Origin of the sequence: Paracoccus sp. (in: a-proteobacteria) (genome assembly GCF_030538755.1) — a bacterium.
In the GTDB taxonomy this organism is placed as follows: Bacteria; Pseudomonadota; Alphaproteobacteria; order Rhodobacterales; family Rhodobacteraceae; genus Paracoccus.
In genome coordinates, this window is sequence record NZ_JAUNTJ010000006.1 from 39,539 (window position 1) to 55,421 (window position 15,883).

Genomic DNA, 15,883 nt, shown 5'->3' on the forward strand with positions numbered 1-15,883 from the left:
CGCCGCTATTCCCCGCGCGGGAATCTTTGCGATTCTTCCAGCACGTTCAGGTCCATGTGGTTGCGCATGTATCGGTCTGATGCCTGCTGCAAGGGCTGGTAATCCCACGGGAAATAGGCGCCGTTGCGCAGGGCGGGATAGACGATCCAGCGGCGGGCCTGACTTTCGCGGACTTCGGCATCATAGGCGGGCAGGTCCCAGCGGGCCGTGGCCATCTGGCGCAGGCGCGACAGGGTGCCCGCATGGGCCGGGTCGGCGGCAAGGTTGCTGCGCTCGTCCGGGTCGGTTTGCAGGTCGAACAATTGTTCGGGATCGGCGGGGCAGGCGATGTATTTCCAGCGCCCGTCGCGCAGGGCGATCATCGGCGCGATCGAGCCTTCGGCGGCGTATTCCATCGGCACCGGCGGGCGGTCGGCGGGGTTCAGCAGGGAATGGCCGTCGGTCCATGGCGCGATCTCGTCCATGGGCAGGCCGGCAAGGTCGCATAGCGTGGGCAGCACGTCCAGCGTGGACACCGGCTGATCTACCCGGCCCGGCTGCATCCCCGGCGCGGCGATCATCAGCGGCACGCGGGCGGATTGTTCGAAGAAGTTCATCTTGAACCAAAGGCCACGGTTGCCCAGCATCTCGCCATGGTCGGACAGCAGCAGGATGATGGCGTCCTGTCGGGTGCGATCCAGCACGTCGAGGATTTCGCCGATCTTGTCGTCGATATAGCTGATATTGGCGAAATAGCCCTGCCGGGCGCGGCGGATATGGTCGGCGGTGATATGGGATGCGCGCCAGTCGCTGGCGTCCATCAGGCGCTGGGAATGCGGGTCCATCGCTTCGTAGGGGATAGCCGGGGGTGGCTCCAGCTCGGGCGCGTTTTCGTAGAGATCCCAGTATTTGCGGCGGGCCACGAAGGGGTCGTGCGGGTGGGTAAAGCTGACCGTCAGGCACCACGGGCGGTCGTCGGCCCCGCGCGCAAGGTCATACAGCTTGCGGCAGGCGTGATAGGCCACCTCGTCGTCGTATTCGTATTGGTTGCTGATTTCCGCCACGCCCGCGCCGGTGACGGACCCGAGGTTGTGATACCACCAGTCGATCCGCTGCCCCGGTTTGCGCCAGTCCGGGGTCCAGCCGAAATCGGCGGGGTAGATGTCGGTCGTCAGCCTTTGTTCAAAGCCGTGAAGCTGGTCGGGGCCGACAAAGTGCATCTTGCCCGACAGGCAGGTGTGCCAGCCCGCGCGGCGCAGGTGGTGCGCATAGGTCGGGATGTCGGATGCGAATTCCGCCGCATTGTCATAGACGCGGGTGCGGCGCGGCAATTGCCCCGACATGAACGAGGCCCGCCCCGGCGCGCACAGCGGGCTGGCGGTATAGGCATTGGCAAAGCGCGTGCTGCGCGCGGCAAGGCGGCGCAGGTTCGGCACATGCAGGAAATCGGCGGGGCCGTCGGGGAACAGCACCCCCGACAGTTGGTCCGCCATCAGGATCAGAAAGTTCGGTTTGCTCACAGGGCTGCCTTTACCGCGTCCAGTCCGGGCTGGCCGTCAAGGGTGGTTATGCCGTCCAGCCAGGGCGTCAGGCGGTCGGGGTTTTCGGCCAGCCATGCCCGTGCCGCCTGCTCGCCGCTGTCGCCGTTATCCAGAATGCGGGCCATCAGCGCGTTTTCCATATCCACGTCGAACTCCAGCTGCGACAGCAGCCGCGCGACATTGGGGCAGGTGTCGGCCCATTCGCCGCGCGCCAGCGTATGCACGGTTGCGCCGCCGAAATCGGGGCCGAACTGCGCATCGCCGCCCGACAGGTAGGTCAGGTCGTGGGCGATGTTCATCGGGTGCGGCGCCCATGCCAGAAAGACCGAGGGCCGGTCTGCCGCGCTGTTGCGCGTGACCTGCGCCAGCATCCCCTGTTCGCTGGATTCGACCAGCTCCCAATCGCCGAGGCCGAATTCGTCGGCGTCGATCATCGCCTGAATCGACTGGTTGGCGGGGGCGCCCGGCTCGATCCCGTAGATCTTGCCGTCGAAGGCGTCGCGCTGGGCGTCGAGATCGGCGAAATCGGCCACGCCAAGCGCCGCGCCGGGGGCGGTGACGGCAAGGGTGAATTTCGCGCCGGTCAGGTTCTGCGCCAGTTCGCGCACGCTGCCCGATGCGTCCAGATCGTCGCGGAACGCCTGCTGCGCGGGCATCCAGTTGCCCAGAAAGGCGTCGGTATTGCCGGTTTTCAGCGCCTCATAGCCGATGGGGACGGACAGGATCTGCACCTCGGGCTGATAGCCGAGGGCGGACAGCAGCACGGTGGCGACGCCGTTGGTGGCGGTGATGTCGGTCCAGCCGGGATCGGACAGGCGCACGGCGGCGCAGGATGCGGGGTCGGCGGCCATGGCAAGCGCGGGCAGGGTGGTCAGCGCGGTGGCCAGAAGGGTGGTGCGGATCATTGTGGTTTTCCCTGTTGTCTGTCGCGTTGGTCTGCTTGAAACTGGTCTGAGCGTTGCAGATCGGTCCGGCGTTGAAAAGGGGGCGTTGTCGCCGCGAACCTGCCAGTTTGTGTCGAAATTCAGGCAATCCTGTCGTTTCGGTCAGTTGCGCCATTGTGACGGGTCGCCTAGGATCGCGGCGAATTCCCGCCTGTTTGCGCGGGGGTATCGGACCAACAGGAAAGGATAACGAGATGTTTGCAAAGCGGATCATGGCGGCTGCCGCAGCCCTGACGCTGGGGCTGACCGGGGTTGCCACTGCGCAGGAAATGAACTTTTTCCGGGTCGCCACGGGCGGCACGTCGGGCACCTATTACCCGATTGGCGGGCTGCTGGCGAATGCCATTTCCAACCCGCCCGGATCGCGCGCCTGCGAAGAGGGCGGGTCGTGCGGCGTGCCGGGGCTGATCGCCTCGGCTGTGGCCTCGAACGGGTCGGTTGCCAATGTGAACGCCATTCAGGGCGGCACCATGGAATCGGGCTTTGTGCAGGGTGACGTGGCCACCTGGGCGTTCAACGGCACCGGCATCTGGGAAGGCCAGCCCGCGGCTGACAAGGTGCGCGTCATCGCCAACCTGTATCCCGAATCGATCCACCTGATCGCCTCGGCCGGGGCGGGCATCAGCTCGGTCGCCGATCTGGCGGGCAAGCGGGTGTCGCTGGACGAGCCTGGCTCGGGGACGCTGGTGGATGCGCAGATCATCCTGAACGCCGCCGGCCTGTCCGAAGCGGACATCCGCCCCGAATATCTGAAGCCCGAACAGGCCGCTGACCGGATGCGCGATGGCGCGATGGATGCGTTCTTCTTTGTCGGCGGCTATCCGACCGGCGCTGTGGCCGAACTGGCCAGCCAGCATGACGTGGTGGTGGTGCCGATCGACGGCGAACTGCGCGACAAGATTCTGGCCGACAGCAGCTTTTTCGCCGCCGATACCTTTCCGGCTGGCACCTATGACGGGCAGGACAGCGATGTGGACACCATCGCCGTGGGCGCGCAATGGGTGACATCGGCCGATCAGTCGGACGATCTGGTCTATGGCATCACCGCCGCGCTGTGGAACGACAACACCCGCAAGCTGCTGGATGCGGGCCACGCCAAGGGCAAGATGATTACCCGTGAACATGCGCTGGACGGCGTGGGTATTCCGCTGCATCCGGGTGCAGAACGCTTTTACCGCGAAGCGGGTCTGCTGGAATAAGATGACAGGTCAGGGGGCGTCAGCCCCCTGACTTTTTGCCGCCAAGGCCAACAAGACCATGCCGCAGGGCATGCAAGAAGGAACCGGGGGATGACCGATCCAAACCGCGCCGCAAACCCGGCGCAGCACAGCACCCAGACACATGACGAAGATGCCATCGGCCATCTGAGCGCCGATGAATTGCAGGCGATCGAGGAAAAATACGATCCCGAGCTGCGCTTTCGCGATCTTTTGCCCTGGGCCACGGGTCTGGTGGGCATCGTTCTGTTTCTGCTGTCCTGCTATCATTACTATACCGCCGGTTTCGGCATTCCGCAGGCGGTGATCCATCGCGGGCTGCATCTGTCGGTGACGCTGGCGATTGTGTTTTTTGCCTTTTCCGCCTTTGGCAGCGGCGCGGTGCGGCGCGGGCCGCTGGATATTGGCGGGATGCCGGTCTGGGACTGGGCCTTTGCGCTGATGGGGGCTGCGGCGGCGCTGTATGTGCCGTGGATCTATTCCGATCTGGCCTTCCGCGTCGGCAATCCGACCACGCTGGACGTGACCATGGGCACGATCCTGATCGTCGTCCTGCTGGAGGCCGTGCGCCGGTCGATGGGCTGGCCCCTGCCGGTGATTGCGATGCTGTTCATGGCCTATGCCTATTTCGGCCAGCATATGCCGGGCATTCTGGTGCATCCGGGCGCAAGCTGGACGGGGATCGTCAACCATCTGTATCTGACCTCGCAGGGGATTTACGGCACTGCGCTGGGCGTGATCGCGACATATGTGTTCCACTTTGTGCTGTTCGGGGTGATGGCCACGCGCATCGGGCTGGGGCAGCTGTTCATTGATGTGGCGGCGGCGCTGGCCGGGCGTTATTCGGGCGGGCCGGCCAAGGTGTCGGTGCTGTCCTCGGCGCTGCTGGGGTCGATTTCGGGATCGTCCATCGCCAATACGGTGACAACCGGCGCGCTGACCATTCCGGCGATGATCCGCATCGGCTATCCCCGCCATTTCGCCGCCGCAGTCGAGGCGGCGTCATCGACCGGGGGGCAGATCACGCCGCCGGTGATGGGGGCGGTGGCCTTTCTGATGATCGAATATCTGGGCGTGCCGCTGACCACGATTCTGGTGGCGGCGCTGGTTCCGGCCTTCATGCACTTTTTCGGCGTGCTGTTGCAGGTGCATCTTGAGGCGCGGCGTCTGGGCCTGCGCGGCCTGCACCCCGAGGAAATTCCCAATGCGCTGCGGGTGATCCGTCAGGGCTGGCTGTCGGTCGTGCCGCTGGTCATCCTGATCGCGGTGCTGATGTCGGGGCGCACGCCCTTTGCCGCCGCCTTCTGGGCGATTTCATCCTGTATCGTCGTGCTGCTGTTGCAGGAACTGATGGCCAAGGGCGTGGCCGGGGCGATCCGGGGCACCCTCCACGGCATCATCGAGGGCTTTGTTCTGGGGGCGAAACAGTCGCTGTCGGTCACGGCCGCCGCCGCGCTGGTGGGTGTGGTGATCGGGGTGGTGACGCTGACCGGCGTTGGCTTCAAGATCGCCTATATGGTCACGGGCACCGCGCAGGGCTGGGCCGCGGGGATGCACGCCTGGCTGGCCTTCCTGCCGTTCGAGGTGATGAGCATTGCCACCATGACGCTGCTGTTCACGCTGTTCATGACGGCCATCGTCTGCATCCTGATGGGCTGCGGCATCCCGACCACGGCGAACTATATCATCATGGTTGCCGTGGCCGCGCCGATCCTTGGCCTGATGGGGGTCGAGCCGCTGGTGGCGCATTTCTTCGTGTTCTACTTTGGCGTGCTGGCGGATGTGACGCCGCCCGTCGCGCTGGCCGCCTATGCCGGGGCCAGTATCGCGGGGGCCAACGGCTTCAAGGCCGGGAACACGGCCTTCCGCCTGTCGATGGGCAAGGCGCTGGTGCCCTTCGTCTTTGTGTTCCAGCCGGCGCTGCTGCTGGTGACGCAGGGCTTTACCTGGGGGGCCTTTGCGCTGGCCTTCTTTGGGGCGGTGGGCGGCATCTGGGCCTTGTCCACCGCGATCACCGGCTGGCTGTTCGCGCCGCTTTACCGGGTGGAACGGCTGGTTCTGGCGCTGGCCGCGCTGCTGCTGATCGCGCCGCATCCGGTGCCGACCGTGATCGGGGTGGTGCTGTTCCTGCCGATCATCGCGCGGCAGTTGCTGGGGCGCGGCACGGCCGCCGCCTGACGCGGTTTACCAGACCGGCCAGTCGGGGTGCGCCTGCCCCCGGCTGGCTGGTTGGGGTGCCGGTCTGATTGTCAGCGAAACGTCATCATCCTGTCGCCTGCCCGACTCATGCCGCTGTTAACCAGCGGCTGAGGCAATTTTGGGGGCAGGCATGTTTTCCTTGTCCGGGCGCAAGGCGCTGGTGGTGGGCATCGCCAACGATCAATCCATCGCCTATGGCTGCGCGCAGGCGCTGTGCGATCAGGGGGCCGATCTGGCGGTCACATGGCTGAACGCCAAGGCCGAACCGCATGTCCGCCCGCTGGCCGAATCGCTGGGGGCCGAGATCGTGGCGCCGCTGGATGTGTCGCAGCCCGACCAGTTGCAGGCGCTGTTTCAGCAGATCACCGACCGCTGGGGCCGTCTGGATGTGCTGATCCATTCCATCGCCTTTGCGCCGCGCGATGATCTGCATGGCCGGGTGATCGACTGTTCCGCCGCAGGCTTTGCGCAGGCGATGGATGTGTCGGTGCATTCCTTCCTGCGCATGATCCGCCTGGCCGAGCCGCTGATGCCCGATGGCGGCACCTGCATGTCGGTGTCGTTCTTTGGGTCGTCGCGGGTGGTGGATCATTACAACATCATGGGTCCGGTCAAGGCCGCGCTGGAAAGCGCCGTGCGCTATGCCGCCGCCGAACTGGGGCCAAAGGGTATTTCGGTTCACGCGCTGTCGCCGGGGCCTCTGGCGACGCGGGCGGCCTCGGGGATCGACCATTTCGACGAGCTGATGCGCACCGCGACCGAGCGCGCGCCGATGCACCAGCTGGCCACGATTCAGGATGTGGGCGCGATGGCGGCCTTTCTGGCCTCGCGCGAGGCGCGCAATCTGACCGGCGGCGTTCATGCCATCGACGGCGGTTATTCCATCACGGCCTGAGTCACGAAAGGGAACTGCCATGACCAGTCTATTCGATCTGTTCGACCCCGCCCATGATGCGCTGTATGGCCCGGCCAATGATGCCGGGCTGATGCTGGGCGACTGGCTGGTGAATGCGCAGTCCGAAATCGAGGCGCACAGCAAGACCGGCGACATCATCGCCAGCGCGTTTCAGCGGCAGATGCGCCATATCTCGGCCACGCATGGCGCCCGCGCCCGCGATACGGCCAATGCCACCGCCCGCGTGGTGCAGGGGTTCCGGCAGGCGCAGCAATCCCATGCGCTGGCGACGGCCTGGGCCAGCTATCTGACCGATGCCGCCGAACGGGCGGTGTTGACGGCGGATGCGCTGCGCCAGCGCGGCGACATCTTTCTGGAACACGAGGCGGCGGGCTGCCCGCCGGTGCTGATCTATGATTACGAGGTGGTGATGGACGGGGCCGACCAGCCCTATCCGTCGAACTATATGCTGCTGCGCATCCTGCCGCCCGAGGGCGTCAGCATCGACGACAGCCGCCGCCCCTATATCGTCATCGACCCGCGCGCGGGCCATGGCCCCGGCATCGGCGGGTTCAAATCCGACAGTCAGGTGGGCGTCGCCATGCGCGAGGGGCACCCGGTCTATTTCGTGTCCTTCCGCCGCGCGCCGGAACCGGGGCAGTTCCTGTCCTATGTCACCCGCACCGAGGCCGCCTTTGTGCGCGAGGTGATGCGGCGCCACCCCGATGCCTCGGCCCCGGTCATCATCGGCAATTGTCAGGGCGGCTGGGCCACGCTGCTGCTGGCGGCGACCAACCCCGATCTGACCGGGCCGATCGTCATCAACGGCGCGCCGGTCGCGCCATGGGCCGGGCGTGTGGGCGAAAACCCGATGCGCTATAACGCCGGGGTCTTGGGCGGGACGTGGATTCCGATGTTCCTGTCGGATCTGGGCGGCGGCATCTTTGACGGCGCGCATCTGGTGCAGAACTTTGAGCTGCTGAACCCCGGCCGCACGATGTTTCGCAAATACACCGACCTGTTCCGCGACATCGACAAGGGCACCGACCGCTTTCTGGAATTCGAAACATGGTGGGGCGGCTTTTTCCTGCTGACCGAACCGGAAATCCGCTGGATCGTGGAACAGTTGTTCGTCGGCAACCGTCTGGTCAAGAACGAGGCCCGGATCGAGCCGGGCCGGCCCATCGACCTGAAAGCCATCCGCGCGCCGATCATCGCCTTTGCCAGCTTTGGCGACAATATCACCCCGCCGCAGCAGGCGCTGAACTGGATCTGCGAAACCTATACCGATGTGAACGAAATCCGCATCCGGGGACAGCGGATCATCTATATGATCCATGAACAGGTCGGGCATCTGGGCATCTTTGTCAGCAGCCAGATCGCCAATCGCGAACATTCGGAAATGGCCTCGACGATGAAGACCATCGAGGCGCTGGCCCCCGGTCTTTACGAAATGCGCATCGAGGATGTGACCGAAAAGAACGGCCGCACGCATTTCACCGTCGGTTTCGCCGAACGCACGCTGGACGACATTCGCGGCATCGACGACGGCTTTGACGATGAACGCCCCTTTGCCGCCGTGGCCCGCGCATCAGAGATGCAGGCGCAGTTTTACGAAGGCGCGGTGCGTCCGCTGGTGCGCGCGGCGGTGACGCCATCCATGGCCGAGGCGGGGCGGGTGCTGCATCCGCTGCGGGTGCAGCGCGCGGTGATGTCGTCGCGCAATCCGGTCATGGGGCTGGTCGAAAGCGCCGCCGAAAAGCTGCGCGACAACCGCCATCCTGTCCACGCCGACAACCCCTTTGTCGCCGCCGAGGCGCTGTGGGTGCAATCCGTCGAACAGGCGCTGGATTTCTGGCGCGACTGGCGCGACATGTGTTACGAGATGACCTTTTTCGGCATGTGGTCGAACCCCTGGGCGCGCGCCTTTGGCCAAAGCCACGAGGCGCGGCGCACGCTGAAAGACGCGGGCGAATTGCGCGGCCTGCCCGAGGTCGCCAGCGCGCTGACCCAGATCGACAAGGGCGGCTTTGCCGAGGCGGTGATCCGCATGTTGATCCTGATGGTGGACAGCCGGGGCAATGTGCGCCGCGACCGTCTGGAACGGTCCAGCCGGGTGCTGACCTGCGACGAACCCTTCGCCAGCCTTGGCGCGGAAAAGCGCGCCATCATCATTCATCAGCAAACCCTGATCGCCAGCTTTGAACGCGACCGCGCCATCGAAACGCTGCCGCTGCTGCTGCCCGATCCGGCGGATCGCGAACTGGCGATGGCGGTGGCGCAATATATCCCCGGTCGTCTGGATGAAATGTCGCCCGCCACGCTGGCTCTGCTGGACCGGATGCGCTCGGTTCTGGGGTTGGGGCCGATTACGGCGGATGTGAACGACGATCCGCTTGCGCAACGGCACCCCAACGCGCAAGACAGTGCGCAAGACATGCCGGGCGCGGAACAGGCTGCGCCCAAGCCCGCACCGGCCAGTCGCGGGCGCAGAACCCGAAAGGCAGAGACTGATGCACTTGGTTAACCGCACGCTGGATGAATTGCAGATCGGCGACACGGCCGAATTCCGCCGCCTGATTACGCTGGACGATCTGTTTTCCTTTGCCGTGATTTCCGGCAATTATAACCCGATGCACCTGCCGGACGAGGATGGCGACGGCGATGGCGTGCCCGAAAGCGTGGCGCCGGGCATGTTTCTGGCCTCGCTGTTTTCGGCGGCGCTGGGCACGCGGCTGCCCGGCCCCGGCACGCTGTATCGGCGGCAGGTGCTGAATTTCCACGAACGCGCCCATTCCGGCGAAGAGGTCGTCTGCCGCGTTCGTGTGACCGGCAAGGAACCGGGCGGCATCGTGATGCTGGAAACCGAATTGCGCCGGGTCGGCGATGACGTGCTGCTGCTGGATGGTCAGGCGACGGTGCAGGCCCCGACGCGCAAGTTCGACCGCGACGGGATCGAGGTTCCCGGCCTGCTGGTCGAACGGCACCGCCATTTCAGCGCGCTGCTGGAAAAGGCCAGACACCTGCCCGCGCTGCCGACGGCGGTGGTCTGCCCCGACGATCCCAACTCGTTGGGGGGGGCGCTGAAGGCCGCGCATGAGGGGCTGATCGTGCCGATCCTGATCGGCAAGGCGGCGGCGATCCGCGCCACCGCGCAGGAACTGGGCGAAAGCCTTGACGGGATCGAGGTGATCGACATCGCCGGCGATGCCGAGGCCGCCGCCGAGGCCTGCCATCTGGTTCACGCGGGCCGCGCCGCCGCAGTGATGAAGGGGCATATGCACACCGATGATCTGCTGCGCCCGATGCTGTCGAAAACCCACGGGCTACGCGTCGGCCGCCGCTTTACCCATGTGTTCGTCATGGATGTGCCCAGCCGCCCCGAGCCGGTTCTGGTGACGGATGCCGCGATCAACATCGCGCCCGATCTGGCGACCAAGCAGGACATCGTTCAGAACGCGCTGGAACTGGCCGCTGCCATCGGGCTGGAACCGCGCGCGGGGGTTCTGTCGGCGGTGGAAACGGTGAACCCGGCGATCCAGTCATCCATCGACGCGGCGCTGCTGTCCAAGATGGCAGAGCGCGGCCAGATCACCGGCGGGCAGGTCGATGGCCCGCTGGCGATGGATAACGCCGTCGATATGGGTGCCGCCCGCACCAAGGGGCTGCGCGGCGAGGTGGCGGGCCGGGCCAATATTCTGGTGGTGCCCGACATCGACGCGGGCAATATGCTGGCGAAACAGCTTGCCTTTATCAGCCATGCCGAGGGGGCCGGGCTGGTTCTGGGCGCGCGGGTGCCGGTGATCCTGAATTCGCGGTCCGACAGCGCGGCCTCGCGCCTGGCATCCTGCGCGGTGGCGGCGCTGCATCATGCGGCGACCGGCGCGGGGCGGGGCGATCTGACCGGGGTGGCCGCACAATGAACCGCCCGACCAACCGCCCCACGGGGCACGACGTCATTCTGGCGCTGAACGCCGGGTCGTCCTCGTTGAAATTCGTGGTCTTTGCGGCGCAGGATGGCGACAGCGCGCTGGCCGAAGGTCTGGTGGACCGTATCGGCAGCGATGCGGCCAGCATCCGCCTGCGCGACGGGGCGGGCGCCGATCTGCCGGTGGCCGAGGGCCGCCCCGCCGATCACGCCGCCGCGCTGCAACTGGCGCTGGACAGCCTGTCGGCGGCGCTGCCCGATGCGCGGGTGGTGGCCGTGGGGCATCGCGTGGTGCATGGCGGCACCACCTTTCGCGGCCCGGTGATCGTCGATGAGCCGGTGATGGCGCAGATCGAGGCGCTGCGCCCCTTTGCGCCGCTGCATCAGCCGCATAACATCGCCGGTATCCGCGCCGCGATGGCGGCCTTTCCGGGCGTGCCGCAGATCGCCTGTTTCGACACCGCCTTTCACCGCACCCACCCATGGGTGAACGATACCTTTGCCCTGCCCAGCAGCTTTTACGACGAAGGCGTGCGCCGCTATGGTTTCCACGGGCTGAGCTATGATTACATCACATCCGAACTGCACCGCATCGCGCCGCTGATTGCGGCGGGGCGGGTGGTGATCGCGCATCTGGGCAATGGCGCGTCGATGTGCGCGGTGCAGAATGGCCGCTCGGTCGCCTCGACCATGGGGTTCACGGCGCTGGACGGGCTGCCGATGGGGACGCGCAGCGGGCAGTTGGACCCCGGCGTGGTGCTGTATCTGATGGATCAGCGCGGTATGACCACCGCCGAGGTGCGCCGCCTGCTGTATGAAAAATCCGGCCTGCTGGGCCTGTCGGGCGGGCTGTCGAACGACATGCGCACGCTGGAATCCGCCGCCACCCCCGAGGCGCAGCAGGCCATCGACTATTTCGTGTTCCGCATCCAGCGCGAGCTGGGCGCGATGGCGGCGGCCATGGGCGGCATCGACGCGCTGGTGTTCTGCGGCGGCATCGGGGAAAACTCGCGCCTGATCCGCGCACGGGTGTGCGAGCGGACGGAATGGATGGGCCTTGAAATCGACCATGGCCGCAATGACCGCAACGAAACCATCATCTCATCGGATGTGTCGCGCGGTCATGTCATGGTCATCCCCACCAACGAAGGGCTGGTGATCGCCCGCGCGGCGCGCGATCTGTTGAATCTGGGGGGCAGCACGACATGAAGGGCGCTTTGACACCGCAGGCGGCGGCGCAGATGATCCCCGACGGGGCCAGCGTGATGATCGGCGGCTTTATGGGGGTGGGGTCGCCGCACCGGATGATCGACGCGCTGGTGGCGCGGGGCGCGCGCGGGCTGACCGTCATCGCCAATGACACCGCCCGGCCCGGCCATGGCATCGGCAAGCTGGTGTCGGCGGGGGCGGTGGCGCGGGTCATCACCTCGCATATCGGGCTGAACCCGGAAACGCAGGCGGGCATGATCGACGGCAGCATTCAGGTCGATCTGGTGCCGCAGGGCACGCTGGTCGAACGCATCCGCGCGGGCGGCGTCGGTCTGGGCGGGGTGCTGACGCCCACCGGCCTTGGCACCGAGGTCGAGGACGGCAAGCAGATCATCCAGATCGAGGGCCGCGATTTCCTGCTGGATCTGCCGCTGAAGGCCGATTTCGCGCTGTTGGCCGCCGCGCAGGCGGATTACATCGGCAACCTGTCCTATTCGTTGACGGCGCATAACTTTAACCCGGTCATGGCGCTGGCCGGGGCCACCGTCATCGCCGAGGCGGATGTGATCGTGCCCGTGGGCGTGATCCCGCCCGATGCCGTGAAAACGCCCGGTGTGCTGGTCGATCACCTGCTGCTGCGCGCGACTCATGGGGAAGGTTGAGGGGGAAAAGCCGATGGATGCCAAGGAACTGATCGCCCGCCGCGTGGCGCAGGAAATCCGGCCCGGAATGCTGGTCAATCTGGGCATCGGCCTGCCCAGCCTTGTCGCCAGTTTCGTTCCCGCCGGGCGAGGCGTGTTCTTTCAGGCGGAAAACGGCGTCATCGGCCTTGGCGCCCGCCCGCCCGAGGGGATGGAGGACCCGAACCTGACCGATGCGGGCGGCGGTTTCGTGTCGGCGGTGCCCGGCGCGGCCTCTATCGACAGCGCGATGAGCTTTGGCCTGATCCGGGGCGGGCATCTGGATATGACCGTTCTGGGCGGCTTGCAGGTGGACGAGGCCGGGCATCTGGCCAACTGGAAGGTGCCGGGCAAGATGGTGCCGGGCATGGGCGGGGCGATGGATCTTGTGACCGGCGCGGCCCGCGTCATCGTGGCCATGCAGCACAGCGCGCGCGGGCAGGCCAAGATCGTGCGCCGCTGTTCCCTGCCGCTGACGGCGCGGCGCAAGGTTGATCTGATCGTCACCGATCTGGCGGTGATCGAGCCGACCGGCCACGGCCTGATCCTGCGCGAACGCGCGCCGGGCGTCAGCACCGACGCCATCCGGGCTGCGACAGAGGCGGATCTTGTCATTCCCGACGATGTGCCCGAAATGCAGTTGGGCTGACCCGGCTGGCATCCTGTCGGTCATGGTCGGCAATGGGGGGCAAAGCCGGTGACGCAGACGACGTTTCGCGCCCGCGACGGGGCGCGGCTGGCCTATCAGGACGAAGGGCAGGGCTTGCCCTTGCTGGCGCTGGCGGGGCTGACCCGCGACGGGCGCGACTTTGGCTATCTGGCGCGCAGGCTGGACGTCGATGCGGTGCGGCTGATCCGGCTGGACAGCCGCGGGCGCGGCGGCTCTGACTGGACCGGGCCGGACAGCTATATCGTCGGGCAAGAGGCGCAGGACGCGCTGGCGCTGCTGGATCATCTGGGGCTGGACCGCGCGGCGGTGATCGGATCGTCGCGCGGCGGTCTGCTGGGCATGGCGATGGTGGGGATGGCGCCGGGGCGCGTGTCGGGCATCTGTTTCAACGATGTCGGCCCGGTGATCGAACGCGACGGGCTGATGCGCATCGGCCAGTTCATCGGCGTGCGCCCCACCGTGTCCACGCTGGACGAGATCGCCGACCGTCTGCCCGCCGCCATGCCCGGTTTCGCCAATGTGCCGCCCGCCCGCTGGGCCGATGAGACCGTGCGCCATTATGTGCAGCAGGCCGATGGCGTGGGCCTGACCTATGACCCGGCGCTGCGTATCGCCTTTGACAAGGCGATGGAGGCGAACCCCTTGCCCGACGCATGGCCCTTGTTCGATGCCTGCGCGGGCCTGCCGCTGGCGCTGATCCGGGGGGCTGGCTCGGACGTGCTGACGCGCGCCACCGCCGCCGAGATGCGCCGCCGCCGTCCCGACCTGCTGTTCGCCGAAATCCCCGACCGTGGCCACATCCCCTTTCTGGATGAACCGCAGGCGCTGGCGGTGATCCACGACTGGCTGGACCTGATCCGCGCCCAAGGCCCGGTCCCCGGCGGCGATGCGGCCGGGTAACAGTCGGCGCGTGATTTGCGCAAATATTTCAGCGATCTGATTATTCTGCTGCGGCACGCCTGCCGGGGGGTTGGCAAGGGCTGCGCGGGGCGCTACCAAAGATTGAACTGAACTGTTCGTAATACATCTTGGAGAGGGTCGATGCACGCTGCCCTGTTGCTTGGGTCGGCCCGCTGCGGATCAACGCTGGTATCACAGATCATCCGCCAGCACCCCGATGTGCTGAGCCTGTCGGAACTGTTCATCGGGCTTGGTCCCTATGGCTATCGCCCTGACCGCTGCGACGGGCGCACCTTTTGGCGGCACCTGACGCAACCCACGCCCCTGATGCGCCGTCTGGCCAATCCCGACACGATGCCGGACGAATTTCTGTATCACCGTGTCGAAAACCGCCGCCACGATCCGTTCAACTGCCCGCCGGTGCTGAACATCATGCTGCCGCATCTGACCGACCGGCCCGATGATCTGCTGGATGCGCTGGGGGCCGAGGTGGTCACATGGCCGCTGCGGCCGCTGGCCGATCAGTATCTCGCCCTGTTTGCGGCGCTGGACAGGCTGGTGCCGGGCGGGCCGCGCAAGGTCTGGGCCGAACGCTCGGGCGGGTCATTGGTGGCGGTGCGGACGCTGCGGCGCATGTTCCCGCAGGCGCGGCTGGTGCTGTTGCGGCGCAACGGGGCGGCGACGGCGTTAAGCCTGCGCCAGTTCACCATGGCCCGCGCGCCGGTCTGGCTGTGGAAAACCGGGCTGCCCTGGGTGAACACGCTGAATCCGCGACATCATTTCGGGCGCGGTCCATTCTGGCCGCTGCTGTGCCGGATGGGCGGGCTGCCGGGGGTGAACCATCTGCTGACGAAACGGCCCTCGGTCGTGGATTGCGGGCGGTTCTGGTCGGACATGATGCAGACCGCCGTGGCTGAACTGCGCGGCGCCGATGTGACGGTGATCCGTTATGAGCAGTTGCTGGCCGATCCGCCCCGGCAGATCGTGCGGCTGGGGATGGCGGTTGCGGGCAATGCACCGCCCGGCTGGGTTGCGGCGACGGCGCATCTGCCCATGGCGCGGGTGTCGCAACTGGATGCGCTGTCCCCCGCCGACCGCCGCGCCCTGCTGGCCGCCTGCGAACCGGGCGAGGCGGCGCTGGATATGCTTGGCCGGTAACGGGGCGCGGGCGGGCGTTTGCAGGACAGGGCAACCCGGCGTTTGCAAATCGCGAACGAAATATGCGTTGTTCGTTCGCTGCTTTCGTCCTATCTGCACGGGCTATAGCAGCAGGGCGCAAATCCGCTGCACCATGCAAAAGGAAAAGACATGTTCACCCAACTGACCACCTACGCGCCCACCATGCGCAGCGTGCTGCGGATTATGGCGGCGCTGATCTTTATGGCCCATGGCACGCAAAAGATCCTTGGCTTTCCGGCCGGGATGAGCCCGGACGCCTTTAGCCTGTCGTGGATTTCGGGCGTGATGGAGCTGATCGGCGGTGCGCTGCTGGTGATCGGCCTGTTCACCCGCCCGGTGGCGTTTCTGTTGTCGGGGCTGATGGCATTCGCCTATTTCATCGCCCACGCGCCGCAAAGTTTCTTTCCGGTGCTGAATGGCGGGGATGCGGCGATCCTTTACTGCTTTGTGTTCCTGTATCTGGTCTTTGCCGGCCCCGGCCCGATCAGCGTGGATGCCGCAACCGGGCGCGACAGCTAAGGTTATCGCTGGCGCGGGCGGGG

General features: G+C 66.3%; 13 protein-coding genes. 11 read left to right on the plus strand and 2 right to left on the minus strand.

The genetic code is table 11. The annotated features are described in order from the left end of the window. Positions 1 to 5: 5 nt before the first annotated feature. Entirely contained in the window at positions 6 to 1,499 is a 1,494-nt protein-coding gene (gene betC, locus Q4G14_RS05405; RefSeq protein ID WP_303360712.1) for a choline-sulfatase, read from the minus strand. Continuing rightward, entirely contained in the window at positions 1,496 to 2,425 is a 930-nt protein-coding gene (choX, locus tag Q4G14_RS05410; protein ID WP_303360713.1) for a choline ABC transporter substrate-binding protein, read from the minus strand. Before choX ends, betC begins: the two co-directional genes overlap by 4 nt. A gap of 251 nt (positions 2,426 to 2,676) precedes the next feature. Between choX and Q4G14_RS05415 the strand changes: the two genes are divergently transcribed. The 11 genes from Q4G14_RS05415 (at position 2,677) to Q4G14_RS05465 (ending at position 15,860) form a co-directional block, all read left to right on the plus strand. Then, entirely contained in the window at positions 2,677 to 3,663 is a 987-nt protein-coding gene (locus tag Q4G14_RS05415) for a TAXI family TRAP transporter solute-binding subunit (protein WP_303360814.1), read from the plus strand. A 90-nt stretch (positions 3,664 to 3,753) separates the two neighbouring features. After that, entirely contained in the window at positions 3,754 to 5,859 is a 2,106-nt protein-coding gene (locus tag Q4G14_RS05420) for a TRAP transporter permease (RefSeq protein ID WP_303360714.1), read from the plus strand. Between the two features lie 151 nt (positions 5,860 to 6,010). Continuing rightward, positions 6,011 to 6,775: an enoyl-ACP reductase FabI gene (fabI, locus tag Q4G14_RS05425; protein WP_303360715.1), complete on the plus strand. Its 765-nt coding sequence runs from the start codon at positions 6,011 to 6,013 to the stop codon at positions 6,773 to 6,775. Positions 6,776 to 6,794: 19 nt separating this feature from the next. Next, positions 6,795 to 9,302 (plus strand): DUF3141 domain-containing protein, encoded by a 2,508-nt coding sequence (locus Q4G14_RS05430; RefSeq protein WP_303360716.1) that lies wholly within the window; start codon positions 6,795 to 6,797, stop codon positions 9,300 to 9,302. Continuing rightward, positions 9,289 to 10,698, plus strand: a complete 1,410-nt coding sequence (locus tag Q4G14_RS05435; protein ID WP_303360717.1) for a bifunctional enoyl-CoA hydratase/phosphate acetyltransferase — start codon at positions 9,289 to 9,291, stop codon at positions 10,696 to 10,698. Before Q4G14_RS05430 ends, Q4G14_RS05435 begins: the two co-directional genes overlap by 14 nt. Further along, entirely contained in the window at positions 10,695 to 11,912 is a 1,218-nt protein-coding gene (locus Q4G14_RS05440; RefSeq protein WP_303360718.1) for an acetate/propionate family kinase, read from the plus strand. Before Q4G14_RS05435 ends, Q4G14_RS05440 begins: the two co-directional genes overlap by 4 nt. Continuing rightward, positions 11,909 to 12,574 (plus strand): 3-oxoacid CoA-transferase subunit A, encoded by a 666-nt coding sequence (locus Q4G14_RS05445; RefSeq protein WP_303360719.1) that lies wholly within the window; start codon positions 11,909 to 11,911, stop codon positions 12,572 to 12,574. Before Q4G14_RS05440 ends, Q4G14_RS05445 begins: the two co-directional genes overlap by 4 nt. A 13-nt stretch (positions 12,575 to 12,587) precedes the next feature. Then, positions 12,588 to 13,241 carry a 3-oxoacid CoA-transferase subunit B gene (locus Q4G14_RS05450; protein WP_303360815.1) on the plus strand — a complete coding sequence of 218 codons (654 nt, stop codon included), beginning with the start codon at positions 12,588 to 12,590 and terminating at the stop codon, positions 13,239 to 13,241. A gap of 48 nt (positions 13,242 to 13,289) precedes the next feature. Further along, positions 13,290 to 14,162, plus strand: coding sequence for an alpha/beta fold hydrolase (locus Q4G14_RS05455; RefSeq protein WP_303360720.1), 873 nt, complete (start codon positions 13,290 to 13,292; stop codon positions 14,160 to 14,162). Between the two features lie 141 nt (positions 14,163 to 14,303). Beyond that, complete coding sequence (locus Q4G14_RS05460; protein ID WP_303360721.1) at positions 14,304 to 15,320, plus strand: sulfotransferase; 1,017 nt, start codon at positions 14,304 to 14,306, stop codon at positions 15,318 to 15,320. Between the two features lie 150 nt (positions 15,321 to 15,470). Beyond that, positions 15,471 to 15,860: a DoxX family protein gene (locus tag Q4G14_RS05465; protein ID WP_303360722.1), complete on the plus strand. Its 390-nt coding sequence runs from the start codon at positions 15,471 to 15,473 to the stop codon at positions 15,858 to 15,860. Positions 15,861 to 15,883 lie beyond the last annotated feature (23 nt).

Excerpts from the sequence above, each read along its gene's own strand:
- Q4G14_RS05415 (WP_303360814.1), top strand. The coding sequence starts at position 2,677 with ATGGCGGCTGCCGCAGCCCTGACGCTGGGGCTGACCGGGGTTGCCACT.
- Q4G14_RS05460 (WP_303360721.1), top strand. The coding sequence starts at position 14,304 with ATGCACGCTGCCCTGTTGCTTGGGTCGGCCCGCTGCGGATCAACGCTG.
- Q4G14_RS05465 (WP_303360722.1), top strand. The coding sequence starts at position 15,471 with ATGTTCACCCAACTGACCACCTACGCGCCCACCATGCGCAGCGTGCTG.
- Q4G14_RS05445 (WP_303360719.1), top strand. The coding sequence starts at position 11,909 with ATGAAGGGCGCTTTGACACCGCAGGCGGCGGCGCAGATGATCCCCGAC.
- Q4G14_RS05450 (WP_303360815.1), top strand. The coding sequence starts at position 12,588 with ATGGATGCCAAGGAACTGATCGCCCGCCGCGTGGCGCAGGAAATCCGG.
- Q4G14_RS05420 (WP_303360714.1), top strand. The coding sequence starts at position 3,754 with ATGACCGATCCAAACCGCGCCGCAAACCCGGCGCAGCACAGCACCCAG.
- Q4G14_RS05435 (WP_303360717.1), top strand. The coding sequence starts at position 9,289 with ATGCACTTGGTTAACCGCACGCTGGATGAATTGCAGATCGGCGACACG.
- Q4G14_RS05440 (WP_303360718.1), top strand. The coding sequence starts at position 10,695 with ATGAACCGCCCGACCAACCGCCCCACGGGGCACGACGTCATTCTGGCG.
- Q4G14_RS05430 (WP_303360716.1), top strand. The coding sequence starts at position 6,795 with ATGACCAGTCTATTCGATCTGTTCGACCCCGCCCATGATGCGCTGTAT.
- fabI (WP_303360715.1), top strand. The coding sequence starts at position 6,011 with ATGTTTTCCTTGTCCGGGCGCAAGGCGCTGGTGGTGGGCATCGCCAAC.
- choX (WP_303360713.1), bottom strand. The coding sequence starts at position 2,425 with ATGATCCGCACCACCCTTCTGGCCACCGCGCTGACCACCCTGCCCGCG.